The 22198-nt window shown below is 44.7% G+C and carries 22 protein-coding genes; 17 read left to right on the forward strand and 5 right to left on the reverse strand.

Annotation, left to right across the window (positions count from 1 at the left end; all coding sequences use genetic code 11):
- Positions 1 to 45: 45 nt before the first annotated feature.
- The 10 genes from ICN44_RS09980 to ICN44_RS10025 all read left to right on the forward strand — a co-directional run bounded on the left by ICN44_RS09980 (position 46) and on the right by ICN44_RS10025 (position 11812).
- Positions 46 to 1644 carry a hypothetical protein gene (locus ICN44_RS09980; RefSeq protein WP_216263824.1) on the forward strand — a complete coding sequence of 533 codons (1599 nt, stop codon included), beginning with the start codon at positions 46 to 48 and terminating at the stop codon, positions 1642 to 1644.
- Positions 1645 to 1676: 32 nt separating this feature from the next.
- A complete protein-coding gene (locus ICN44_RS09985) occupies positions 1677 to 2525 on the forward strand; it encodes an OmpA family protein (protein WP_216263825.1) in 849 nt (282 codons plus the stop codon).
- Positions 2522 to 3418 (forward strand): EH signature domain-containing protein, encoded by an 897-nt coding sequence (locus ICN44_RS09990; protein ID WP_216263826.1) that lies wholly within the window; start codon positions 2522 to 2524, stop codon positions 3416 to 3418. Before ICN44_RS09985 ends, ICN44_RS09990 begins: the two co-directional genes overlap by 4 nt.
- A 612-nt stretch (positions 3419 to 4030) precedes the next feature.
- Positions 4031 to 5203 carry an ABC transporter permease gene (locus tag ICN44_RS09995; RefSeq protein ID WP_216263827.1) on the forward strand — a complete coding sequence of 391 codons (1173 nt, stop codon included), beginning with the start codon at positions 4031 to 4033 and terminating at the stop codon, positions 5201 to 5203.
- On the forward strand, positions 5203 to 5979 hold the full coding sequence (locus ICN44_RS10000; RefSeq protein WP_216263828.1) for an ABC transporter ATP-binding protein: 777 nt from the start codon (positions 5203 to 5205) through the stop codon (positions 5977 to 5979). Before ICN44_RS09995 ends, ICN44_RS10000 begins: the two co-directional genes overlap by 1 nt.
- Positions 5976 to 6902: an MlaD family protein gene (locus ICN44_RS10005; protein ID WP_216263829.1), complete on the forward strand. Its 927-nt coding sequence runs from the start codon at positions 5976 to 5978 to the stop codon at positions 6900 to 6902. The genes ICN44_RS10000 and ICN44_RS10005 overlap by 4 nt, the downstream gene beginning before the upstream one ends.
- Positions 6899 to 7525: a membrane integrity-associated transporter subunit PqiC gene (locus tag ICN44_RS10010; protein WP_216263830.1), complete on the forward strand. Its 627-nt coding sequence runs from the start codon at positions 6899 to 6901 to the stop codon at positions 7523 to 7525. The genes ICN44_RS10005 and ICN44_RS10010 overlap by 4 nt, the downstream gene beginning before the upstream one ends.
- A gap of 4 nt (positions 7526 to 7529) precedes the next feature.
- A complete protein-coding gene (locus tag ICN44_RS10015) occupies positions 7530 to 8516 on the forward strand; it encodes a tripartite tricarboxylate transporter substrate binding protein BugE (RefSeq protein WP_255537585.1) in 987 nt (328 codons plus the stop codon).
- 27 nt (positions 8517 to 8543) lie between these two features.
- The gene (locus tag ICN44_RS10020; RefSeq protein ID WP_216263831.1) at positions 8544 to 9329 is read left to right on the forward strand and encodes an SDR family oxidoreductase; all 786 of its coding nucleotides are present in this window, start codon (positions 8544 to 8546) and stop codon (positions 9327 to 9329) included.
- Entirely contained in the window at positions 9326 to 11812 is a 2487-nt protein-coding gene (locus tag ICN44_RS10025) for an ABC transporter permease (protein WP_216263832.1), read from the forward strand. Before ICN44_RS10020 ends, ICN44_RS10025 begins: the two co-directional genes overlap by 4 nt.
- Positions 11813 to 11822: 10 nt before the next feature.
- Here ICN44_RS10025 and ICN44_RS10030 read toward each other — a convergent pair whose 3' ends face one another.
- Genes ICN44_RS10030 through ICN44_RS10045 form a run of 4 tightly spaced genes read right to left on the reverse strand, consistent with a single transcriptional unit; the run spans position 11823 to position 14021 of the window.
- Positions 11823 to 12359, reverse strand: coding sequence for an RDD family protein (locus tag ICN44_RS10030; RefSeq protein ID WP_216263833.1), 537 nt, complete (start codon positions 12357 to 12359; stop codon positions 11823 to 11825).
- An 8-nt stretch (positions 12360 to 12367) separates the two neighbouring features.
- Complete coding sequence (locus ICN44_RS10035; RefSeq protein ID WP_216263834.1) at positions 12368 to 12982, reverse strand: DUF3106 domain-containing protein; 615 nt, start codon at positions 12980 to 12982, stop codon at positions 12368 to 12370.
- 14 nt (positions 12983 to 12996) lie between these two features.
- Positions 12997 to 13455, reverse strand: coding sequence for a DUF3619 family protein (locus ICN44_RS10040; protein ID WP_215356914.1), 459 nt, complete (start codon positions 13453 to 13455; stop codon positions 12997 to 12999).
- Positions 13452 to 14021: an RNA polymerase sigma factor gene (locus tag ICN44_RS10045; RefSeq protein WP_072582501.1), complete on the reverse strand. Its 570-nt coding sequence runs from the start codon at positions 14019 to 14021 to the stop codon at positions 13452 to 13454. Before ICN44_RS10045 ends, ICN44_RS10040 begins: the two co-directional genes overlap by 4 nt.
- Before the next feature lie 193 nt (positions 14022 to 14214).
- On the opposite strand from ICN44_RS10045, the gene ICN44_RS10050 reads away from it, so the two are divergent.
- From ICN44_RS10050 to ICN44_RS10075, 6 genes are all read left to right on the forward strand, one after another.
- A complete protein-coding gene (locus ICN44_RS10050; RefSeq protein WP_216263835.1) occupies positions 14215 to 16002 on the forward strand; it encodes an acetolactate synthase 3 catalytic subunit in 1788 nt (595 codons plus the stop codon).
- Entirely contained in the window at positions 16002 to 16493 is a 492-nt protein-coding gene (ilvN, locus tag ICN44_RS10055) for an acetolactate synthase small subunit (RefSeq protein ID WP_011902903.1), read from the forward strand. Before ICN44_RS10050 ends, ilvN begins: the two co-directional genes overlap by 1 nt.
- A 51-nt stretch (positions 16494 to 16544) precedes the next feature.
- On the forward strand, positions 16545 to 17561 hold the full coding sequence (ilvC, locus tag ICN44_RS10060) for a ketol-acid reductoisomerase (protein ID WP_046329933.1): 1017 nt from the start codon (positions 16545 to 16547) through the stop codon (positions 17559 to 17561).
- A 53-nt stretch (positions 17562 to 17614) separates the two neighbouring features.
- Positions 17615 to 18262: a phosphatidylserine decarboxylase gene (locus ICN44_RS10065; protein WP_216263836.1), complete on the forward strand. Its 648-nt coding sequence runs from the start codon at positions 17615 to 17617 to the stop codon at positions 18260 to 18262.
- A gap of 28 nt (positions 18263 to 18290) precedes the next feature.
- Positions 18291 to 19154 carry a CDP-diacylglycerol--serine O-phosphatidyltransferase gene (gene pssA / locus ICN44_RS10070; protein ID WP_216263837.1) on the forward strand — a complete coding sequence of 288 codons (864 nt, stop codon included), beginning with the start codon at positions 18291 to 18293 and terminating at the stop codon, positions 19152 to 19154.
- A 230-nt stretch (positions 19155 to 19384) separates the two neighbouring features.
- Entirely contained in the window at positions 19385 to 20932 is a 1548-nt protein-coding gene (locus tag ICN44_RS10075) for a 2-isopropylmalate synthase (RefSeq protein ID WP_216263838.1), read from the forward strand.
- Positions 20933 to 20956: 24 nt separating this feature from the next.
- Here ICN44_RS10075 and ICN44_RS10080 read toward each other — a convergent pair whose 3' ends face one another.
- Complete coding sequence (locus ICN44_RS10080; RefSeq protein WP_216263839.1) at positions 20957 to 21553, reverse strand: YSC84-related protein; 597 nt, start codon at positions 21551 to 21553, stop codon at positions 20957 to 20959.
- Between the two features lie 216 nt (positions 21554 to 21769).
- On the opposite strand from ICN44_RS10080, the gene rpsO reads away from it, so the two are divergent.
- Positions 21770 to 22039: a 30S ribosomal protein S15 gene (gene rpsO / locus ICN44_RS10085; RefSeq protein ID WP_011902897.1), complete on the forward strand. Its 270-nt coding sequence runs from the start codon at positions 21770 to 21772 to the stop codon at positions 22037 to 22039.
- Positions 22040 to 22198 lie beyond the last annotated feature (159 nt).

Below are 22198 nucleotides of genomic sequence, written 5' to 3' on the forward strand. Positions count from 1 at the left end.
ATCATTCCTTTACCATCTTTTTATTTATTTTATTTCTGCTAAAACATGCAAACTCCAGTCAATCTATACCTACCTATTGGCATTGCAATTGGAATTCTTCTTGTAGCCGCTTTTTTGTATTGGTCTTGGTCAAAAGTGATTTACCAATCTAGCGCTCAAATTAAAGACCTTTGTGGTGAGCTCAATGGTAAAGAGGCGGCAGGCGGGGATATTTTTACGGCGGCTATCGGGTCGACTACCAATGCTCGAATCATTGATTTACTCCAAGAGAGTAAAAGAAATCTCATCGACATCCGAGGGGATTCTGGGTCTAAGCAATACTGTCTTAAACCGTATTCTGATATTTGGACTGCTAGAAATATACTAGCTGGAAAAATTAATCTCTCATTGTATGAAACTATGCCGAATATTTTGATCGGTGTAGGTTTGATGTTTACTTTTATATTTCTGGCATTAGCATTAAATGATGCTGGTCAGTCTATGAGTGGTAACCAAGAGTCTCGTGATGCCGCCCTTAAGGGTTTGATTGCTACAGCGGGCGGCAAGTTTATTACCTCGATTGCTGGTTTGTTAACTTCTTTAGTTTGGAACTGGGCTGCTAAGCTTACACTTGAAAAGTTGGAAACTGCTATAGATGAATTGCAGGCTCAGCTCAGGGCAATTGTTCCCGATAATGGTCCGCAAGCAGTTATCCAAGCGCAACTTGGCATGTTCCATGAAATGCTGTCGCAAAACCATGAGCAAGTAAATCAATTAAAACGATTTGAAACGGACTTTGCGCTATCCATATCCAAGGCGATCGGCAATGCACTCGAGCCTTTATTTAATGACCTTAGCGTAAAACTCATTGATGCTTTCGATAAATTAACCGAGCGTATCAGCCGTATTAATGAAGAAGCTCTTAAAAACATTATGGAGAAATTCTTAGAGGCGATTAAAGGTGACTCCGCAAAAGAGATGGAGCAGTTCAGAAAAACCTTGGTAGAGGTGACTGAAAAACTCAATACTGCTGGTGTAGGAGCTGGGGTCTCTCTTGCTCATGCTGGAGATTCTTTTGGTAGCGCCATAAGCGCTTTAGAAAAGACGGTTACCAAAACCAATGAAACCATGCTTGGTTTAGAGTCTGGGCTCCAAAGAGCAAAAGACTTCACTAGCGAAGGCGCTACTAAATTAGAGTTTGTCTTGGGTGGATTGATTGGTTCAGTCAACGGCATCGACAAGGTGATTGTCAATGTTGATTCCTTTGTGCAAAAAATTCAATCGAGTACAGAGTCGCTAGGTCTAATAGCCCGCAGTTTAGATACAACAGTAGCTTCTCAAGAAGTCATTAGTAAAGAATTTGGTGTTGGCATTCCTGCGATGTCTAGTGCTCTCAAAGACGCTGTTCATGAAATTAAATTAGGTACCGATGCTTCTCGTGCGGCGCTCAGCTCCTTAAGGGCCGATTTTGAATCTACCAAGACCTCGATTGATCAAACCGTCAATCATTTGACTAGTGGTGTGTCAGATTATTCTAATAAGGTGGTGCAGTTACATTTTAAATTAGATGAAAAACTGGCTCAGGCTATTTCTTCTATTCATACAACCATCACAACCTTAGAGCAAACGATGGATGACTTTGTTGAGTCACTTCCCAAGAGTTAATTGGATATCTTCGCCGAGACTAAAACATCACTATGATTTTTTTACCGTCTAGCCACAATAAACAATCTGAAAAGGTTGAGGAAGCGGGCTATCTCGCTTCTGCAAGTGATTTGATGATAGGTCTATTGTTTGTTTTTATCATCATGGTAGTAATGCTTTCTCAAAGGGTCGATTCGATTCAAAGAGGAGAAAGCGTTAACGACCCACTCGCAAGCGCGGTACTGATCATTGGGCAAAAGTTTAAGGAAGCTGGCTTAAATGTGGTGATTGATCCGCAATCCGGGGTTATAGGCCTTCCGGCTGATGCTTTATTTGGATTTAATAGTGCAGTTTTGAATGAAAATTCAACTCAAACATTAAAAAAAGCTAGAGAGTCCTTGATTAAGATTCTGCCTTGTTATGTTCATTCTGAAAGAGCTTCTAGACCATTAGACTGCCCACCAAATGATGAGCAAGCAGAAATCGAAACAATTTTTATTGAAGGGCATACTGACTCTAAGCCCCTTCAACAAGGCAACTACACTAATTGGCACCTGGGTTTAGATCGTGCCCGTGCGGTTTATGAAGTTCTGACCGAAGGCAAGCCCCAGTCCTATCAAAATGAACGTAAGTTAGACGTCTTTGGCATTAGCTCTTATGCTGATAAGCGCGTAATCAAAAGTTTTGGTTTAGAGGATGCAGAAAAAAGCCGGCGAGTTGAGTTGCGCTTCATTTTGGCATTTAAGCCCGACTCCAAAAAAGGCAAAGCAGCTAGAGATGCTTTAGATTCTGCTGGTACTCCAACTGCTGCTGCGGCCCCAAACATTCCTGCAGCTGTTGTTTTGCCTGGAGCGAATGCAATGCAAGGCCCTAACAGCAAGCCTATTACAGCGCCAAAATGAACTTAGCGACACTACCTGAAGATTTTCCTCTGCTAGGAAGTGCTGCGCAAAAAATCGACTCAGAATCGATATCGATTGAAAAAATGGGTTTACCGCCTGATATTTTTGCAGTTGGTGAGCGTACTTTTATTCGCTTCTCATTGGCGCAGCTGTCAGGGCATCAAGTGGATCAACGCTATTGGCGTTATTTTCCTTATGCTATTTGGCTTGAGCAAGAACGTAGTTTATCTGCGCGAACGGATTATTTAAGTGAATACTTTGAGATCCATCTTCCGCGCTCTCTCAAGATTGCTAAAAGAGCGATGAAGTGGGCTGAGCCCTTATTCTATGTTTACCTCTATCACTTTAAGCCTAATGACCCTGTATTTGAGAAGCTGGCTCAGACAGCGCAGCGTTTTTTTGCCAGTAGCGCTATTAAATCAGGCTCTCCACTGAAATCCTTGACCCATGATTTAAATCTATTGAATGCATCTGAGGGGCCTTATTTCATTGCTGAGTCTATCCTCAAAACAAAAAGAGGGTTGATGGGGTGGATCAATCAATTTGATCTATGGCCTGGATTTGCAAGCACTGCTTTTGCTCACGCCGCTTTTATTGAATTGCTTAAATCTCCAAAAGAAAAAAGACGGCAAGAAGACTATATCCACTTGGTCTTTGATTGGGGTATAGACAACCAAAATCAATTTCGCTATCCCCAGGTTCAGGCGCTATTTAATGATGCTTTGCTATTAGCCTGGAAAGGAGTAAAGCCGCCAGACGATTTGAAAGCAGCGATAAGTGCAAAATTGATCAGTGTTATTGGCGATCCTAGGGCATATCCAGAGCGGTGGCAAGGTACCAGTAGTGATGCAGTTCAGGTGCTTGTGGGCTGGCTTAATACCAAAGCATCTTAATCAGTGCTCATGTAATTATTTGTAATTAATCAAGAATTACTCATGAGGATGATTTAAATCCATTTCTAACATGATTTCTTCTAATGCTAGGACTATGCTGATCTGGCAGTTATATTTAATAACTGCAATGCCCCTTATAGGAACGGCTGTATTTTATTTTTTACCCCCAATCATTTTTTGCTGCAACTAAAGGTCTGATTTTGCAATCATTCTAGAGAGCTGATTCAAGATAGGAAATTGAGAATGATCTGTACTATAGGTAAAGTCAACTTTAGTCTTTTACCAATAGCTTATTTCTTTATTACGCAGCCTAATGGTAAGGCTTCCATAAATTCGGTTCTTAATTTGTACAATTGTGCACATTGCAAGCCTATAGAAACAAGGGCTTAGGAGCCCTGAAGCATCAGTCCTATTAATATACAATTATTCCATGTAAGTTATTGATTTATATCGGTAAAGTGTCAATCAGGGATATTGGCTATGAACCAAGGTGTCGTGGGTTTAATTCCTGCCAGCCGCACCACCTTATTGAATGGCCTAGTTGAAAGACTGGGCCCTTTTTCTTTTTAGGCTTTTCTCAGATCTTTCACAGAGATACCTTATAGTCTGCTTATGAGCAATTCTGCCACCATTTCTGCCGTTTCTGACGCCCCAGTGGCTGTTTGGTCACAGGTTGATGCCAATAATGCCAAAGTACTAATGAGTGGCAATGTGAATGTCTATTCCTTGGGCGGCATTTGGACTCAAATCCGTGATTCTCAAGATGTGTGGCTCAAACAGGGTGATGGCAAAAGCAAGTCCCTGACTTTTGATGCAGGCAAAGTCACTTTTTTAGATGGGGCTGGTATTGCATTTCTGATTGGGATTGAAGAGGCTCAAACAACTGCGGGTGCAAAGTTTGATGTTGTGGGCTTAGATCCTCGCTATGAACCGTTGCTAAGTGAATTCAATCCAATCGGTAATTTATTTCCAGTTCCCGTTGTAAAGCCCAAAAGAAGTTTTGTGGTCAGCACTGGAATGGCCGCCCAAAATTTAATTGATGATGCCATTGGCTTAATTACGTTTACGGGTCATCTTGCATCAGATTTAGCTTGGTCTATTCGCTATCCTAATCAAGTGCGCTGGGGCGATTTTGTTAATGCTGCTGTGCAAGCGGGTATTGCAGCATTACCCATCGTTGGGCTAGTCGCGTTTTTGATTGGCGTCATCCTGTCTTTTCAGGCGGCTATCGGTATGCAGCAATTTGGCGCCGTATCCTTTGTCGGCCCGTTGGCGGCTTTGGGTATTGTGCGAGAAATGGGCCCATTAATTACCGCCATTTTGCTAGCAGGACGTTCCTCAGCAGCATTTGCTGCCGAGATTGGCACGATGACTGTTAATAGCGAAGTAGATGCGTTGGTTTCTGGTGGCTTAAGCCCAATTCGGTTTTTAGTTGTGCCACGCGTATTAGCAGGTATTTTGGTTGCGCCTATTTTGACTTTATTTGCTGACATCGTCAGTATTTTTTCCTCAATGTTGACGATGTTGATTTACGGCATTCCTTTTATTAACTTCTACAACGGCATGCTCTCGGCTGTAGATATCGAAGATATTAGTTCGGGTCTAATTAAAGCGACGCTTTTTGGCGTGGTTATTTCAGCGGTTGGTTGCCTGCGTGGCATGCAAACGGGGAATGGTGCCGCTGCAGTTGGTATTTCAGCTACAAGAGCAGTTGTCAGTAGTATTGTTTTGATTGTGCTGGTTGATGGTATTTTTGCCTTCATTTCCTATAAGACGGGTTTCTGATGGATACGCCAAATAAATCACAATGCGCGATTGATGTTCAAAACCTCACCGTAGGTTATGGCTCTAACATCCTGATGCAAAATCTGAATTTCACAGTGAATTACGGTGAAATTTTTGTGATTCTGGGTGGCTCGGGTTGTGGCAAATCCAGTTTGTTGAAAAACTTGTTTGGCCTCTATCAGCCTCTGTCTGGCGATGTTCTGATTGAAGGGCAAAACATTACTACCGCAGCTGGAGCGGAGCGCCAAAAGATCATGACAAGCTTTGGCGTGATGTATCAACAAGGCGCCTTATTTGGTTCCATGAACTTGCTCGATAACGTGACTTTGTTTATGCAGGAATATACCCAGCTAACCCAAGGGCAAATGGATTTACTGGCGCGCTGCAAGCTAGATTTAGTCGGTCTATTACCTTATGAGTCCTATATGCCCAGTGAAATTAGTGGAGGCATGCAAAAGAGGGCGGCGATTGCTCGGGCAATGGCACTTGATCCCAAAATATTATTCTTAGATGAGCCATCTGCTGGCTTAGATCCAATCACCTCTGCAGATCTCGACAGCACGATCCAGGATTTATCAAAAAACCTAGGCATCACCTTTATCATCGTATCCCATGAACTTGCTAGCATCTATGCCATAGCTGACAAAGTGATCATGCTCGATAAAGGGGCTCAGGGAATAATTGCTGAGGGCGATCCAAAAGTGTTGCGCGATACCAGTAAAGATCCGCGGGTACATCAATTCTTCAATCGTATTATGAGCAAGGACGCAGCATGAGTAACAACTCAAATCCCAATTATTTTCGCTTAGGCGCTTTTGTGCTCGCTGCAATTAGTGTACTGATTGCTGTGATTCTCATTTTTGGCGGAGGCAAATTCTTCCAAAAATCATTTATGGTCGAAACCTATATCAAGCAGTCTGTAACCGGCTTAGATGCAGGGGCGGCTGTACGGTTTCGTGGAGTTAAGATTGGTCAGGTCACATCGATTGGACTATCTGGTGATATCTATGAAAAAGATTTGCCTTTTCATGATCGCCGTCAATATGTTGTTGTCAGAATGCAAATTTTTGGTGACAAAGTAAATGAAGATCAAATTAGCGAGTTTGTAAAAAATAATTTGCGAGCTCGCATCAAATCTATGGGCATTACGGGTGTAAATTACGTTGAGTTTGATTTTATTGCTCATGCATCCGATACTCCCGCTCTCCCTTTTTCTTGGAAGCCCGAGTATCCAGTAATCCCATCTATGCCAAACCAAGCGGATGAAATTATTTCGGGCATTCAGAATTTGATTGGTTCTTTGAACAACATGAATATCGATGGCACTCAGAAGAAATTGGATGCCTTGCTGGGTAATCTCAATGTGCTGATGGCAGGGGATGGTAAAGGTAATCAGGGCGTTATTGAGTCAGTTAATCAGTTAAACGTCATCATGGCTCGCATTAATAAAGCAACCGATAAAGAGGAGCTCGGTGTTCTGATGCGTGAATTGGTAGCGGCTACCACTTCTTTGCGGCAGACTATTACGAGTGTGCAGGGCGACACTGTGCTAACAATAGAAAATATTAAGCAGGCGAGCGAGAATCTAAATGAATTTAGCCGTATTGCAAGTCAATCGCCATCAAGCTTAATTTGGAGCGACCCACCAAAGAAAATTACACCCACTAGTAGCGGCGGTCAGTCTGGAGCTCAGAAATGATCAAGCGAATTTTATTTGGCTTTGCCATCTTGGGCTTAACCTCTTGCTCGTTGCCTACCAGACCGCCAGTAGGACCTACTGTCTGGATGGTGTCTCCAGATAGAACTGCGGCACCGCGCCAAGCCCGCACAGATATTTGGCTAAAGATGGGATCTGTTTCGGTTACACCACCTTTTGACGGCAGGTCTTTGGTGTACCGCACTGGCGATCAACGTTATGAAAAGGATTTTTATAACGTTTACGCAACCATTCCTGCTGAGATGATTGGTAATACAGAACGCCAGTGGATGAATAAGGCAAATATTTTCTCCTCAACAGTAGGTCAAAGTAATAACCTTTTTCCTTACTATTATTTACAGGCAACAGTAGAAGAGTTTTATGGTGATTATCGTAAACAACCAGAGGCGGTAGTGAGCGTGGAGTTTTTCTTGAGCGCAACTGGTGCTGGCAAAGTTAATCCCTTGATTGGTGCAAATCGCTATACCAAGCGCGTCGCTCTTAAAGACAATACTCCTGAAGCGCTGGTATTGGGTCTGCAAGAAGCGCTGGCTCAGATTTTCCAGGAGTACGAGGCGCAACTTTATAAATATGCCGGTAATTTACCAAAACCTTTAGGTCAGTAATTTTATGAAATACAACTCAGTAAGCATCGTCAAATTCGTTGGAGCAACATTCCTTGTTGCCGTAAGTACCCTGACTGCGGTTCACGCAGATACATTCCCGAATAAACCTATTCGCTTAGTTGTTCCATTTGCACCTGGCGGAAGCACAGATATTATTGCGCGAGCCGTTGGTGATGCCTTGGGTCGTCAGTTGGGTCAACCAGTGATTGTTGAGAACAAGGCTGGCGGTGGTGGCTCTATTGGCGCATTGGAAGTCATGCGCTCACCGAAGGATGGTTACACCATTGGCATGGCTACCGTTTCTACTACTGCAGCCAATCCAGCGATTAACCCAAAGATTGGCTACGATCCTGTGACCGACTTCACGGCCATCAGCAATATTGCTGCGACACCAAACATCATTGCGGTAAATTCATCATTCCCGGCAAAGGATTTCAAAACTTTTATGCAGGTTTTGAAAGCTAATCCTGGAAAATATTCTTATTCAAGCTCTGGTACTGGTGGTATTGGTCACCTTCAAACCGAACTTTTCAAAAGTTTGACTGGGGTATTTATTGTGCATATTCCTTATCGTGGAGCTGGTCCCGCATTGGCTGAAACAGTGGGCGGTCAGGTTTCAATGATCTTTGATAACTTGCCATCGTCTTTGCCATTCATTAAAGACGGTAAGCTAGTACCGATTGTGGTGGCTGCACCTAAGCGCTTGGCTCAATTACCCAATGTACCGACTTTTGCTGAAGTGGGTCTAGCGCCAGTTAATCGGATGGCTTATTACGGTCTATTGGGGCCTGCAGGAATGCCAAAAGATATCGTGGATAAATATACGGCTGCTTTACAAAAAGTAGTGACCGATCCTGCTGTCAAGAAGCGCATTGAAGATACTGGCTCGATTATTAATGTGAATGGTTCTGAAGCATTTGCAAAAGAAATTAAAGCCGAATACTCCGTCTACAAAGAGGTGGTCGCCAAGCAGAAATTGCAGTTAGATTAATTATAAAAATTAGTTTTTGGAGATGAGATGGACTTAGGATTAAAAGATAAGGTTGCATTGGTGATGGCGTCTAGCCGTGGCTTGGGTCAGGCAATGGCTGTGTCATTGGCTAAAGAGGGCGTAAAGGTTGCTGTTACCGGTAGAAATGCTGAGGGCTTGAGTGAGTCCGTGAAGCTGATAGAGGCTGCAGGTGGACAGGCTTTGGCACTGAATTGGGATCTAACGGATTCTTCGTTTATTGATAGCTTGGTCTCAAAAGTAGAGCAGGAACTTGGCCCCATCGATATTTTGATTAACAACACAGGTGGGCCGCCGCCAACACCAGCAGCCGGTCAAGATCCGGCGCTTTGGCAAAAGAGCTTTAACGATATGGTTTTATCGCTCATTGCCATTACAGATCGTGTATTGCCCGGCATGCGCCAGCGTAAGTGGGGTCGCATTATTACCAGCACCACTTCCGGCGCAATTGCTCCTATTAAAAATCTAGCCATTTCCAATACCTTACGCGCTGCATTGCTGGCGTGGTCTAAAACATTGGCTGCAGAGGTAGCTGCTGAAGGCATCACTGTTAACGTCATCATGCCTGGAAGAATTGCAACCGCTCGTCTGCGTCAGTTAGATGAAGCGCGCGCAAAGCGGGAAGGCACCAGCTATGAAGATGTTGTAAAAGCTAGCTTAAGACAAATTCCAATGGGTAGATATGGCGATCCCAAGGAGTATGGCGATGCCGCTGCATTTTTAGCCAGCCAAAATGCCTCATTTATTACCGGTACCGTCATGCGTATTGATGGCGGACAAATTCAAGCAATTTGATTAAATCATTTCTTCGTTTCTTGGGTGGTTTGAGACGTGATTTGCGTTCAAGTGAGTTAGCTTGGCTATTCGTTGCATTAACTCTTTCGGTAACAGCGTTATCTAGCGTCAGCTTTTTAGCGGATCGAATGCAAAGGGCTTTTGCATTCGATGCTCGCCAACTTTTAGCTTCAGACTTGCTGATCGTTTCTGACCAGCCTTTACCCAATGTCTTTTTAGATGAGGCAAAGAATAAAGGTCTTCAGCAAGCTCAGACGATCGTATTTCCGAGTATGGCAACTGTGGGCTCACACAGCAAACTCGCTTCACTTAAGGTGGTAAGTCCTCAATATCCCCTGCGTGGTGCTTTGCGCGTCCACTCCAGGTCTCAAGACAAGACATTGACTAATGGACCTCAGGAAGGATCAGTGTGGGTTGACCCCGCTATGTTGGCAAGCCTCCATGCAAATGAAGGCGACTCCATTCAGCTTGGTCAAAAAGTCTTTGTGATCGGTGGAATCTTAGAGCGCGAACTCGATCGTGGGGCAGGGTTTATGAACTTTGCACCCCGAGTAATGATGCCCATGTCAGATCTTGCTGATACAGGACTTATAGGCCTTGGTAGCAGAGTAACTTACCGATTATTATTGGCTGGTCCTGATGAGCAAATTCATTCTTATGGTGAATGGGCAAGTCAATATATTGAATCCGAGGGCATTAAAGGTGTTCGCATTGAAACTCTTGAGAATGCGCAACCCCTGATGCGCAAAACACTTGAGCGCGCAGATCGTTTTCTTTCCTTGATTGCTTTATTGACTGCGATGGTAGCTGCTGTTGCTATAGCTTTATCGGCTCATCGCTACACACGCAAACAGGCAAATACCTGTGCTGTTCTGAAATGTCTTGGGGCCAGCTCTACCATGATCCTCAGGCGACAAGGGCAGACTCTTTTAGCGCTTGGCTTCATTGCCGCATTGATGGGCTCTATTTTGGGTTACCTTGGGCAGTATGTTTTAACCCTCCTCTTAGGAAATTTAGTCTTAACAGAATTACCATCCGTCTCTTTTGGGCCCGTGCTCTGGAGTGTAGTGGTGGCTTGGTTCTTATTGTTTGGTTTTGCTGGCCCGGCAATATTCAGTTTGGTAAAGGTATCCCCAATTAGATTGATTAGAAAAGAATTTGATGGCATTGGCATCTCTACCATTTGGACTGCTGTATGTGGATTAGCCGCAGCAGTGATATTGATCATGCTTGCGGCACGCGATTGGAAACTAGCTTTATGGACAAGTCTTAGCTTTGGTGTTGCTATCCTAATTTTTGCTTCTGTATCTTGGGGCATATTGAAGCTGCTTTGCAGGATACGCACTCAAGGTTTTGCCCTGGGATTTGTCATTCTTTCCCAAGGGCGAAGAACCGGTCTGGCAGTGTTGCAGATTACAGCGCTCGGTATTGCATTGATGGCACTCTTATTGGTTTTGCTCTTGCGTGCTGATTTCTTAAGCGCATGGCAAGGCAACATACCGACTGATGCGCCTAATCGCTTCATGATTAATGTTCAAGGCGATCAGAAGCAGGGGCTTACAGAGTCTCTTCAGAATGCAGGCGTTTCAGCTCCGCAGTTTTATCCAATGGTACGTGGCCGCTTGATTGAGGTGAATGGCAAAGACATCACACCTAACGACTATGTAGAAGAAAATGCAAAGCGCTTAATCGATCGAGAGTTCAATTTATCGTATACAGATCAATTGCCATCAGGAAATCAAATCCAATCAGGAAAGTGGATTGAGGGTGATGCGCCGCAAATTTCCATGGAAACTGGTATCGCTAAAACCTTGAAACTGAAATTGGGAGATCAGATAACCTTTGAGGTTGCCGGAGAAAAAATTGTTGCCCCAATTACTTCCTTGCGAAAGCTTGACTGGGGTTCAATGCGCGTGAACTTTTTCGTCATCATGCCGCCCGCTCAGTTGCAGTCATTGCCGCAATCTTGGATTACTTCTTATTACCAGTCGCCTCAACAGGAATCTTTGGATTTTGAGTTAAGCCAAGCTTATCCCAACTTAACTATTGTGGATGTATCAGCCTCACTGCAACAAATTCAGGAGGTATTGAATAAGCTTTCCTCCGTATTGGGATTGCTCTTAGCATTTACGATTGCAGCAGCATTCTTGGTTTTAATGTCGGCAATTGCAGCCACTCAAGATGAGCGCTATAAAAATGCGGCCCTATTAAAAGCTTTAGGCGCCTCTCGAAATACCTTGGCCAAAATTGCAAATATCGAATTAGTCATGATTGGCCTAGTGGCTGGCTTGCTAGCAGGCCTGGCCTCTGGTGCCGCAGCTTGGGCTTTGGGCTATTTCGTACTGGAGATCCCATTTAACGCCTTTGGTGAGGCGATACTCATGGGTATCGCATTTGGAGTCAGCGCTTGCCTTGCGTCTGGATATCGCTTCCAGAGCAGAATTCAGAAGGCCACTGCAGTGGAATGTCTGCGCGAAGCTTAAGACGCAGTTCTTAAGTCAGGGTAACGAGGTTTTTGGGTAGCTCAACCAAGCGTGTTCCAGCTAATCGGTCTGGAAGGCTTTGGCGATAAAGAAAACTCTGACGATCTAAATAAATGCTGAGTGGCCAAATTAACAAAGCTACGGTAAATAGCATTTCAATGATCTGCCATTTCTCTAAATGAAAAGCCCATTGCAAAAGAACGCAAGGAATAAGCCAGAGCGATCCATAGACATAGCGCCAAAAGGCTTGTCGTTTAGTGAGATTGAAACCGCCGCGTCCAACAAGGCGAACCCGCCATGTTTGCATGGCGAGAGTTTGACCAGATTTAGTCCAGTACCAAACAAAATAAATCCCCAGCACAGCGTAGAGATATATAAATGTCAGCCAGCTGGGTAATGAGATACCTAATAGCATCCCTAAGCCAAGATTAGGGACTAGAAAAGTAAAGGCAATGACACCAAGCAATACGAGCTGTTCATAGAGACAGCAAGACGCTCGTCGCCAAAATTGAGGTGAGGGTAATGCATCTAATTCAGCAGGTGTCATGCGACCGCTTAATAAGGAGAGCCGGCTTCTGCATTGGATCCAGCACCTTCTGCTGGCGCGGGTGCGCTCGGAGCAATGACGGCGGCGGGGAGAGCGGCCTTAGGTGAAATAGGATGTTGCTGTAGTGTTGGGGCATTAGCAGCAGTGGGCTTTTTCTTGAGTTCAGATTCAGCCAACTTCTTCTTTTGCTCATCACTCAGCTTTTGGTAGGCATACCATGCCTCCGCTTTTTTCTCTGCAGGAAATTTTAGGCTGGTGAGGTAGTTTTCGCGGGCAATGCGACGATCCTTCTGCGAAAGATTTGACCAGCTTGTCATGCGAGACTGAAGTCGCTCTTGATCTTGTGCGCTCATCTTAGGGTAGATGTTAGCTACCTGAATCCATTTTTTGCGACTATCAGGCAGCATGTAATCCCAGTCGCTTTCTAGCGGTGCAAGAATTTTCTGTTGTGCTGGCTTTAAACCATCCCAAGTACCATCAGGTTTCTTTTCAGGAATAGCGGCAGCCTTTCCATGTGGAGCGCTAGGCGCTCCTTGCGCTAGAGCTGGGCTCACCTGGGCGGCGCAGAAAAATGCCAATAGGGCAGCGCCACAAACTTGACCTGTTCTAGTTCTCATAGACATCAAACGAGTCAAGATTATTTGCTGCGTACTAAGTCGGATTGGCTATCAGATTCGGAGAGAGGGCCGTTTTTGAGGAAGGCCATAAATCCACTGTCTGCATATGCATCAGGAGGCACATCATCAGACAAAAGAGCGGCATCCACTTCGGCGATGTCATTAATACGAGAATCATCTTGCCATTGGGCAATGCCAATCAGGCCAAAGACGAGGACTACTAGCGGAGCAATCCAACCAACACTATCCCAGAGGCTATTAGATCCAGAGGTCCAATTACGCGATGAACCAGCAAATACTTGCTTCTGAATGCGTACTTTTTCAGGTTTTCTAACTGAAAGGGCCTTCATACGTGCTGCATATAGGCGATCTTTCAGATGCTTGGGAATGCTCTGAGTACCTTGACGAAGCAGGGCAGCGCTTGCCTGGCCAAATTGGTCGACTTGGGTCTGGGTAAATTGGTCATCAAAGTGTTTCACAGCGTAATTCCTTTTAATTTCAATGCTTTAGCTAATGTCTGGGTGGCTCTAGAACAGTGCGTTTTGACGCTTCCTTCACTACAACTCATTGCTTTGGCCGTCTCAGTAATGCTTAGCTCATCCCAATAACGCATCAGGAAGGCTTCTCGTTGACGTACAGGCAATTTAGATATTTCTGACTCAAGAGCCTGTAAAAGCTGACTTTTTTCAAGCTTTTGAGCCCCATCTTGGTGAATTTCACTGTCATCAGGTGCTGAAAGTGATTCCAAGGGGTCGAAATCATCGCTTTCATCGGTCTTTTTGCCCATATTGGAAAACAAGGTGACCCAGGTATTTCTGACCTTTTGCCTTCTAAACCAATCATGAATGCGATTTTGCAGAATTCTGGTGAATACCAGCGGAAGTTCTCCTGCTGGTCGATCGCCGTATTTCTCCGCTAATTTGATCATGGCATCTTGCACAATATCCATCGCAGCATCGTCGTCACGCACGGCGTAAACCGCCTGCTTAAAAGCACGCTGCTCAACACTGCTGAGAAAGTCGGATAGTTCTTGGGCTGATGCCATGCAATGGATTAGACCTGAATCTGTAAGAATTGAGTCATTTTAGGGGATTGCTATAGAATATAGGGCTTACTACCTAGAATCTCATTCAAGAAGTGGTTTTTTCCGGTAGCAGCGCCGTTCGAACTCAGGCCAAAAGCAAGGGATAGAACAGACCAAACAATTTTTTGCCGAAAATTGCAAAGGACGAAAGAAAATGAATACAAGCAGCGCCGAATTTTTAGCTACTAAAGCTAACAAAGACACAGTAAATACAAATCTCGTAGAAGCGCCTCCAGAAATGATTGGTGCTGAAATGCTCGTGCATGCACTGCATAAAGAGGGTGTTGAATTTGTCTGGGGTTACCCAGGCGGATCGGTTCTCTTTATCTACGATGAAATTTTTAAACAAGATAAGTTCGAACACATTTTGGTTCGCCATGAGCAAGCAGCAGTTCATGCTGCCGATGGTTATGCGCGCGCAACCGGTAAGGTTGGCGTTGCACTAGTTACCTCTGGTCCTGGTGTTACCAATGCGGTGACCGGAATTGCAACCGCCTATACAGATTCGATCCCGATGGTGATCATCAGCGGTAACGTGCCAACGTACGCGATTGGTGAAGATGCTTTCCAAGAAGCTGATACCGTTGGTATCACTCGCCCAGTAGTGAAGCACAATTTCCTTGTGAAAGATGTTAAAGATCTTCCATTGGTTCTGAAGAAGGCCTTCCATATTGCGCAGACAGGTCGCCCTGGTCCTGTATTGATTGATATTCCTAAGGACGTATCCGCAGCCAAAGGTCCATTCGTTTATCCAGAAACGCTGGAGATGCGTTCGTACAATCCAGTTGTGAAGGGTCACAGTGGCCAAATTCGCAAGGCAGTAGCTTTGCTTCAAGAGGCGGAGCGTCCATACATCTATACCGGTGGTGGCGTGATTCTGTCAGATGCTGCTCCAGAACTTAAAGAATTTGCCGATTTACTGGGCTATCCCGTCACCAATACCCTGATGGGTTTGGGTGGATTTCCGGGTACTAGCCCCCAGTTCGTGGGCATGCTCGGTATGCACGGCACTTACGAAGCCAATATGGCGATGCAACACAGTGACGTGTTGATTGCGATTGGCGCTCGTTTTGATGACCGCGTGATTGGTAATACATCACACTTTGCAAGTCATCCACGCAAGATCATTCATATTGACATTGATCCTTCTGTGATTTCAAAGCGTGTGAAGGTAGACGTTCCTATTGTTGGCAATCTCAAAGAAGTATTGGTAGAGATGACTGCCCAATTGAAAGCTGCTGGTCCACGTAAGAATGGCGACAAAGTTGCTGCTTGGTGGGATCAGATTAATGAGTGGCGTAAAAAAGATTGCTTGAAGTACGACGAAGCCTCACAAATTGTGAAGCCACAGTATGTGGTTCAAAAGCTGTGGGAGCTCACTGGTGGTGATGCATTCATCACGTCTGACGTAGGTCAGCATCAAATGTGGGCAGCTCAGTTCTATAAGTTTGATCAGCCACGTCGTTGGATCAATTCGGGTGGTCTGGGTACCATGGGCGTAGGTTTGCCTTATGCCATGGGTATCAAGAAAGCATTTCCGGATAAGGATGTATTTGCCATCACTGGTGAAGGCTCTATTCAGATGTGTATTCAGGAGCTCTCTACCTGCAAGCAATACAACACTCCCGTGAAGATCGTGTCCTTAAACAACCGTTACCTAGGTATGGTTCGCCAGTGGCAAGAGCTAACGTATAACAAACGTTATTCCAGCTCATATATGGATTCTTTGCCTGACTTTGTGAAGCTGGCAGAGGCCTATGGTCACGTTGGCATGCGTATCGAGAAAAAATCCGATGTTGAGGGCGCGCTCAAAGAAGCGATTCGCTTAAAAGATCGTACGGTGTTTATGGATTTCCAGACCGACCCAGAAGAAAACGTTTGGCCTATGGTCCAAGCAGGCAAGGGTATTACTGAAATGCTTTTGGGTAGCGAGGACCTGTAATGCGACACATTATTTCTGTACTCATTGAGAACGAGCCGGGCGCCTTATCGCGTGTCGTGGGTTTGTTTTCTGCGCGCGGTTACAACATTGACACTTTGAGTGTTGCACCTACTGAAGATCCATCTTTATCTCGCATGACTATCGTCACTTTTGGTTCGGACGATGTCATTGAGCAAATTACTAAGCACTTAAACCGCTTGGTTGAGGTGGTAAAAGTATTTGATTTAAGCGAAGGCCCTCATATTGAGCGCGAGCTCATGATGATTAAGGTGCGCGCGGTAGGTAAAGAACGCGAAGAGCTCAAACGTACTACTGATATCTTCCGCGGTCGCATCATTGATGTGACCGATAAGAGTTACACCATCGAGTTAACAGGTGATGGTGCCAAGTTGGATGCCTTTATTGATTCGATCGATCGTGCATCGATTCTGGAGACTGTCCGTTCGGGCGGCTCTGGAATTGGTCGTGGCGAACGTATTCTCAAGGTTTAATTTTATTAACTGATTACTGCATTAATTACATTTTCAATACAAGGAAAGAGCATGAAAGTTTTTTACGATAAAGACGCTGATTTGTCCCTCATTAAGGGCAAGAAAGTCACCATCATTGGTTATGGTTCACAAGGTCACGCACACGCATTGAATCTAAAAGATTCCGGCTGTAACGTTACTGTTGGTTTGCGTAAAGATGGTGCTTCCTGGAGCAAGGCTGCAAACGCTGGTTTGACAGTAAAAGAAGTTGGTGAAGCGGTTAAAGATGCTGACGTAGTCATGATGCTCTTGCCTGATGAGCAAATTGCTGATGTTTACAGCAAAGAAGTTCATGGCAACATTAAGCAGGGCGCTGCATTGGCTTTCGCTCATGGCTTTAACGTTCACTACGGTCAAGTTCAGCCACGCGCTGACTTGGACGTAATTATGATTGCTCCTAAAGCTCCTGGCCATACAGTTCGTGGCACATACGCTCAAGGTGGCGGTGTTCCTCATTTGATCGCTGTATACCAAGATAAGTCTGGCTCTGCTCGCGATGTTGCGTTGTCGTATGCCACTGCAAACGGCGGCGGACGTGCTGGCATTATCGAAACCAATTTCCGTGAAGAAACTGAAACTGACTTGTTCGGTGAGCAGGCTGTCCTTTGTGGCGGCGCGGTTGAATTGATCAAAGCCGGTTTTGAGACTTTGGTTGAAGCTGGTTACGCTCCTGAAATGGCTTACTTCGAGTGCTTGCATGAGCTCAAGTTGATTGTTGACTTGATCTACGAAGGTGGTATTGCCAATATGAACTATTCCATCTCTAACAACGCTGAGTATGGTGAGTACGTTACGGGCCCACGCGTTGTGACTGAAGACACTAAGAATGCAATGCGTCAGTGCTTGAAAGATATTCAGACTGGTGAGTATGCTAAGAGCTTTATCTTGGAAAACAAAGCAGGTGCGCCTACTCTGATTTCTCGTCGTCGTTTGAATGCTGAACATGACATCGAAGTTGTTGGTGCTAAATTGCGCGCTATGATGCCTTGGATTGCTAAGAACAAGTTAGTTGACCAGACTAAGAACTAAGCTAAAAGCTAAGCATCTACTAATAGCAGTTCAATAAAAGGCTCAGAACAAAGATGATGTATCCACACCCCATTATTGCGAAAGAAGGTTGGCTGTACTTAGCGTTAGTGGGGGCAGTGACTTTGCTGGTTCACTATTTAGGTGGCATAGCTTGGTCATGGCCTCTTTGGATCATTTTTTTCTTTGTTCTGCAGTTCTTTCGTGACCCACAGCGTATCCCTGCTTTAGGTCGTGATCTTGTTTTATCTCCAGCTGATGGCCGCATTGTTGTTGTTGAAAAAACCAATGATCCTTATGCTGGTCGTGAAGCGCTCAAAATCAGCGTATTCATGAACGTATTCAACGTGCACTCTAATCGTAGCGCGGTAAATGGCTTGGTTAAGGAGATTCAATACTTCCCAGGTAAATTTGTGAATGCAGATTTGGATAAGGCATCTACCGAGAACGAGCGAAATGCCGTTGTTATCGATGCTAATGGCCAAGTAGTCACTTTGGTCCAGGTTGCTGGTTTAATTGCGCGCCGTATTCTTTGCTACATTCATGTTGGCGATCGCCTCAAGGCAGGTGAGCGCTATGGATTTATTCGTTTTGGATCACGTGTTGATGTGTATTTACCCCTAACTGCTGAACCATTAGTCAGCGTTGGTGATAAAGTATTTGCTACAAATACAGCCTTGGCTCGTTTGCCTGGTTTGGATTGATTCGAAATATTATTCACTGGGATATTCTTTGACTACATTTCGCCGTCGTGGTCGTATTGACCGAAGCCGTCTCTCTCAAAGACGTGTTACTTCTTCAGAAGATCAATGGGCTGAAGACTTAGGTGATGGTATTGATTACGAAGTAGAGGAGTTACATCCTCAAAAGCCCCGCTTACGCAGCAAGGGTATCTACCTTCTTCCAAATGCCTTTACAACCGCAGCTTTGTTTTGCGGCTTCTATGCCATTGTGAACGCAATGAACCACCAGTTTGAGATTGCGGCAATCGCTATCTTTGCTTCAATGGTATTGGATGGCATGGATGGCCGTGTGGCCCGTATGACCAACACTCAAAGCGCTTTTGGTGAGCAGTATGATTCTCTCGCTGACATGGTCTCCTTTGGGGTTGCGCCTGCATTGGTCGCTTATGAGTGGGCTTTAAAAGATTTAGGTAAGTGGGGGTGGTTAGCGGCATTCACATATTGTGCTGGCGCTGCCTTGCGTTTAGCGCGATTTAATGTGAATACTGGCGTAGTGGATAAGAAGTTTTTTCAAGGCCTGCCAAGTCCCGCTGCAGGTGCACTAATGGCTGGCTTTATTTGGTTGGCTGATGACAATAAGATTCCAGTTCGAGATACTGCAATTCCTTGGATTACCTTCTTTATAGCTGTTTATGCAGGACTTACCATGGTTTCAAATGCCCGTTTTTATAGTGGTAAGGCCTTGGATATTCGTTACCGCGTGCCATTTGGCGTGATGGTTTTAATGATCTTGACCTTTGTTTTGATTTCCTCAAATCCGCCTTTAACGCTGTTTGGTTTATTCGTGGTGTACTCCATCTCTGGCTATGTAATTTGGGCTTGGGAGCGTCTCAGCGGTAAACGTTTTAGCTAATTCCCTATTTTTGGGGTATATTATTTCCATGTTGATGAATTTCTCACCTGTAACTGGCCTCCTTCTGCTAGCACTAAGCCTAAAGCTTGGGGCGGGTAAGGCCTGAGTTAATGAGATAAAGCAGATTCATTAACCACCACATACCAGCCCCAGCTAATTGCTGGGGTTTTTGTTTTATGAGATTGAGTTATCTGAAGAAGTTCAGAGGTATTTAAAACCGGAGAGTAGTGATGAGCGACAAAGTAATCATATTTGATACCACCTTGCGTGATGGTGAGCAATCACCGGGCGCATCCATGACTAAAGACGAAAAAGTACGCATTGCGCGTCAGTTAGAGCGTCTTAAAGTAGATGTGATCGAGGCAGGCTTCGCTGCTAGCTCGGAGGGTGACTTCCAGGCAATATCTGCGGTTGCAGCTGCCGTAAAGGACTCTATTGTTTGTTCGTTGGCTAGGGCTAACGACAAGGACATCACACGAGCTGCTGATGCATTACAAGCAGCAAACGCAAAACGAATTCATGCGTTTTTGGCAACAAGTCCATTGCATATGGCCGTGAAATTACGCATGTCTCCAGAAGAAGTTTTGGAGCAAGCTAAACGCTCCATTCGTTTTGCGCGTAACTTAGCGTCAGACATTGAGTTTTCTGCTGAAGATGGTTACCGCTCAGAAATGGATTTCTTGTGCAGAGTGGTTGAGGCGGTTATTAACGAAGGTGCATCTACTATCAACATTCCAGACACTGTCGGTTATGCAACCCCTGAGTTGTATGGTGAATTCATTAAAACCTTGCGAACCCGCGTACCTAACTCTGATAAGGCCGTTTGGTCAGTGCATTGTCATAACGACTTGGGAATGGCGGTTGCCAATTCCTTGGCGGGTGTAAAGATTGGTGGAGCACGTCAAATTGAGTGCACGATTAACGGCTTAGGCGAGCGTGCAGGTAATACTGCTTTAGAGGAAATTGTGATGGCTTTGCGCACTCGTAAGGACTACTTTGATATGGTGTGCGGAATTGATGCAACGCAAATTGTTCCAGCATCTAAATTGGTATCTCAAATCACCGGCTTTGTGGTCCAGCCTAACAAGGCGGTTGTTGGTGCCAATGCCTTTGCACATACTTCAGGCATTCATCAAGACGGTATTTTGAAGAACCGCGACACCTATGAAATCATGCGCGCAGAAGATGTGGGTTGGTCTGCTAATAAGATTGTTTTGGGTAAGTTATCTGGCCGAAATGCCTTTAAGCAGCGCTTGCAAGAATTGGGAATAGCTGTTGAAGCTGAGGCTGATTTGAATGAAGCCTTCGCCAGATTTAAAGCATTGGCTGACCAAAAGTCTGAGATATTTGATGAAGATATCATTGCCATTATGTCTGATTCTGCTGCTGCAGAAGAGGGTGAGCACTATAGATTTATTTCCTTAAGTCAGCATTCTGAGACTGGTGAGCGACCTAAATCTCGTGTGACATTTCGCATGGGGGATAAAGAGATTAGCTCTGAAGCAGAAGGTAATGGTCCAGTAGATGCGAGTTTGAATGCAATTGAAGAAATTGCAAAGAGTGGGGCAGAGCAGTTGCTCTATTCAGTCAATGCCATTACTTCGGGTACGCAGTCCCAGGGTGAGGTTACTGTGCGCTTGGCAAAAGGGGGTCGCATTGTGAATGGTGTAGGTACCGATCCAGACATCATTGCCGCTTCTGCAAAGGCTTATTTATCTGCTTTGAATAAATTGCATGATCCGAGCCAGGCTAAGCTCAATGCACAGATGACTCCTTAATCGTTGAGTCATCTGTAAAGAGATTTACTGATTTAAGTCAGTGTTCTTATAGTACTTGGTGCCTTTGCCGGTGATTTCAGCGGCAAGGCCAGAGTCTGTCAATTGGTACATTAAAACTCCTGGAGCAACCACAGTGGCATCCTGGTATGCACCACCATCTTTTTCGTATTTCGCAGCAGCGCTTACCTGGCCACCAAAAGTCCAGCCTGAGTTAATAAAGTCGTTCATCGCCGCTTCGGTTTCAAATACAAAAATATTCTGAAAGGATTTGATGCCAAAACCCAAGCCAGCCTGAACTTCAGCCATATTCATGTAGACGGGCTTCTTGTTTGCTTTGTTAATCACAACGCCGCTACCAGTTCCACCTCCCGCAATCAGAATTTTCATGCCAAAGTTGCTAAAGGTCGCATAACCTACGGATTTATCTACGAGCTCTTTGGATTTGGGTTGTGCTTTATATAGGTGTCTCAAAATGTCATCATTCTTTTTGAGGATTTCTTGGCGTTGCTGGGCCACTGTTTTATCTGTTCCAAATGGGTTTGAAAATTGCGCCAAAACAGCACTGTTTAGGCAGAAACAGAGGGTAAAGAGGGTTGCTAATGAGCGGAAAATTGGATTCATTATTTGTAAGTTATTGATTAATATAGATAATTTAATAAATTGCTGTGTTATTTATATCAATAGCATACCAATATCTAGTGTCTTACTCGCTCTTTTGGGGCGCAGTCTGCTACAATTCGATGGCTTTGATTTATAAAGCTTTTTTGTTTTATTTTGTTAATCGCACGACACGGATTGGGTGAAAGCTCAAGTGTTCGCAAGTAAGGAGTATTAAAAATGGCAGTTGCTGATATTAAAACGGCGGAAATCGTCAAAGACAACGCGCGCAGCGCAAACGATACGGGTAGCCCTGAAGTTCAAGTTTCATTGCTCACAGCCCGCATCAATGAATTAACCCCCCATTTCAAGGCTAACGCTAAAGATCATCACAGCCGTCGTGGTTTGTTGAAGATGGTTTCACGTCGCCGTCGCCTCTTGGATTACCTCAAAGGCAAAGATTTGGATCGCTATCGCGCATTGATTGAGAAATTAGGTCTCCGTAAGTAATTCTTATCGGTATGCAATGCCATCTATCTTAGGATTGTTTCTTTGCGGATCCAGTCTTAAGCAGATGGCATGTTTTTTGGGCGCTTCAAGATTATTTGTGTATGGGATTGTGTCATTCCAATGAGCTTCTGATAGTTGATTCAGAGCCTCCCTGGAATG

It is taken from the genome of Polynucleobacter sp. JS-Fieb-80-E5, assembly GCF_018882015.1.
Taxonomy (GTDB): domain Bacteria; phylum Pseudomonadota; class Gammaproteobacteria; order Burkholderiales; family Burkholderiaceae; genus Polynucleobacter.

Excerpts from the sequence above, each read along its gene's own strand:
- ICN44_RS10005 (WP_216263829.1), top strand. The coding sequence starts at position 5,976 with ATGAGTAACAACTCAAATCCCAATTATTTTCGCTTAGGCGCTTTTGTG.
- ICN44_RS09980 (WP_216263824.1), top strand. The coding sequence starts at position 46 with ATGCAAACTCCAGTCAATCTATACCTACCTATTGGCATTGCAATTGGA.
- ICN44_RS10065 (WP_216263836.1), top strand. The coding sequence starts at position 17,615 with ATGATGTATCCACACCCCATTATTGCGAAAGAAGGTTGGCTGTACTTA.
- ilvN (WP_011902903.1), top strand. The coding sequence starts at position 16,002 with ATGCGACACATTATTTCTGTACTCATTGAGAACGAGCCGGGCGCCTTA.
- ICN44_RS10015 (WP_255537585.1), top strand. The coding sequence starts at position 7,530 with ATGAAATACAACTCAGTAAGCATCGTCAAATTCGTTGGAGCAACATTC.
- ICN44_RS09990 (WP_216263826.1), top strand. The coding sequence starts at position 2,522 with ATGAACTTAGCGACACTACCTGAAGATTTTCCTCTGCTAGGAAGTGCT.
- ICN44_RS10010 (WP_216263830.1), top strand. The coding sequence starts at position 6,899 with ATGATCAAGCGAATTTTATTTGGCTTTGCCATCTTGGGCTTAACCTCT.
- ICN44_RS09995 (WP_216263827.1), top strand. The coding sequence starts at position 4,031 with ATGAGCAATTCTGCCACCATTTCTGCCGTTTCTGACGCCCCAGTGGCT.
- ICN44_RS10000 (WP_216263828.1), top strand. The coding sequence starts at position 5,203 with ATGGATACGCCAAATAAATCACAATGCGCGATTGATGTTCAAAACCTC.
- ICN44_RS10050 (WP_216263835.1), top strand. The coding sequence starts at position 14,215 with ATGAATACAAGCAGCGCCGAATTTTTAGCTACTAAAGCTAACAAAGAC.
- ICN44_RS10075 (WP_216263838.1), top strand. The coding sequence starts at position 19,385 with ATGAGCGACAAAGTAATCATATTTGATACCACCTTGCGTGATGGTGAG.
- ICN44_RS10035 (WP_216263834.1), bottom strand. The coding sequence starts at position 12,982 with ATGTCTATGAGAACTAGAACAGGTCAAGTTTGTGGCGCTGCCCTATTG.
- ilvC (WP_046329933.1), top strand. The coding sequence starts at position 16,545 with ATGAAAGTTTTTTACGATAAAGACGCTGATTTGTCCCTCATTAAGGGC.
- rpsO (WP_011902897.1), top strand. The coding sequence starts at position 21,770 with ATGGCAGTTGCTGATATTAAAACGGCGGAAATCGTCAAAGACAACGCG.
- ICN44_RS09985 (WP_216263825.1), top strand. The coding sequence starts at position 1,677 with ATGATTTTTTTACCGTCTAGCCACAATAAACAATCTGAAAAGGTTGAG.
- ICN44_RS10080 (WP_216263839.1), bottom strand. The coding sequence starts at position 21,553 with ATGAATCCAATTTTCCGCTCATTAGCAACCCTCTTTACCCTCTGTTTC.
- ICN44_RS10020 (WP_216263831.1), top strand. The coding sequence starts at position 8,544 with ATGGACTTAGGATTAAAAGATAAGGTTGCATTGGTGATGGCGTCTAGC.
- ICN44_RS10045 (WP_072582501.1), bottom strand. The coding sequence starts at position 14,021 with ATGGCATCAGCCCAAGAACTATCCGACTTTCTCAGCAGTGTTGAGCAG.
- ICN44_RS10030 (WP_216263833.1), bottom strand. The coding sequence starts at position 12,359 with ATGACACCTGCTGAATTAGATGCATTACCCTCACCTCAATTTTGGCGA.